The sequence below is a fragment of the Pseudomonas sp. SIMBA_068 genome (assembly GCF_046534705.1).
Taxonomy (GTDB): domain Bacteria; phylum Pseudomonadota; class Gammaproteobacteria; order Pseudomonadales; family Pseudomonadaceae; genus Aquipseudomonas; species Aquipseudomonas putida.
The window spans coordinates 1-245 of sequence record NZ_JAWRYI010001357.1 but is presented as its reverse complement, the minus strand read 5'-3'; the positions used below and the strand labels follow the sequence as shown (position 1 = coordinate 245).

Sequence of the window (245 nt, the reverse complement as noted above, 5' to 3'; positions counted from 1 at the left end):
GGCTGTGATCGATATCGGCATGCAGCTGCAGGCTTTGCGCTACGGTAACAGCCACACCGGCGCCCACCTCCAGGCGGGAGCCTGAGAGATCGTTGGAGAAGCGGGTTTCGTTGACCTTTACATCATTGTTGTTGATGAACTCGTGAGCGTAGGCAGCACGCAGGTAGGGTTGAACAATGCCACCCGCTGACATCTCGAAGTTGCGCCCGACTGTCGCACCAGCCTTGCCCAGCACGGACCGGACA

The 245-nt window shown here is 59.2% G+C and carries 1 protein-coding gene; it reads right to left on the bottom strand.

The genetic code is table 11. The annotated features are described in order from the left end of the window. On the bottom strand, positions 1-245 hold a 245-nt coding region (locus SB756_RS34040), incomplete at both ends, for an autotransporter outer membrane beta-barrel domain-containing protein (RefSeq protein WP_410913753.1).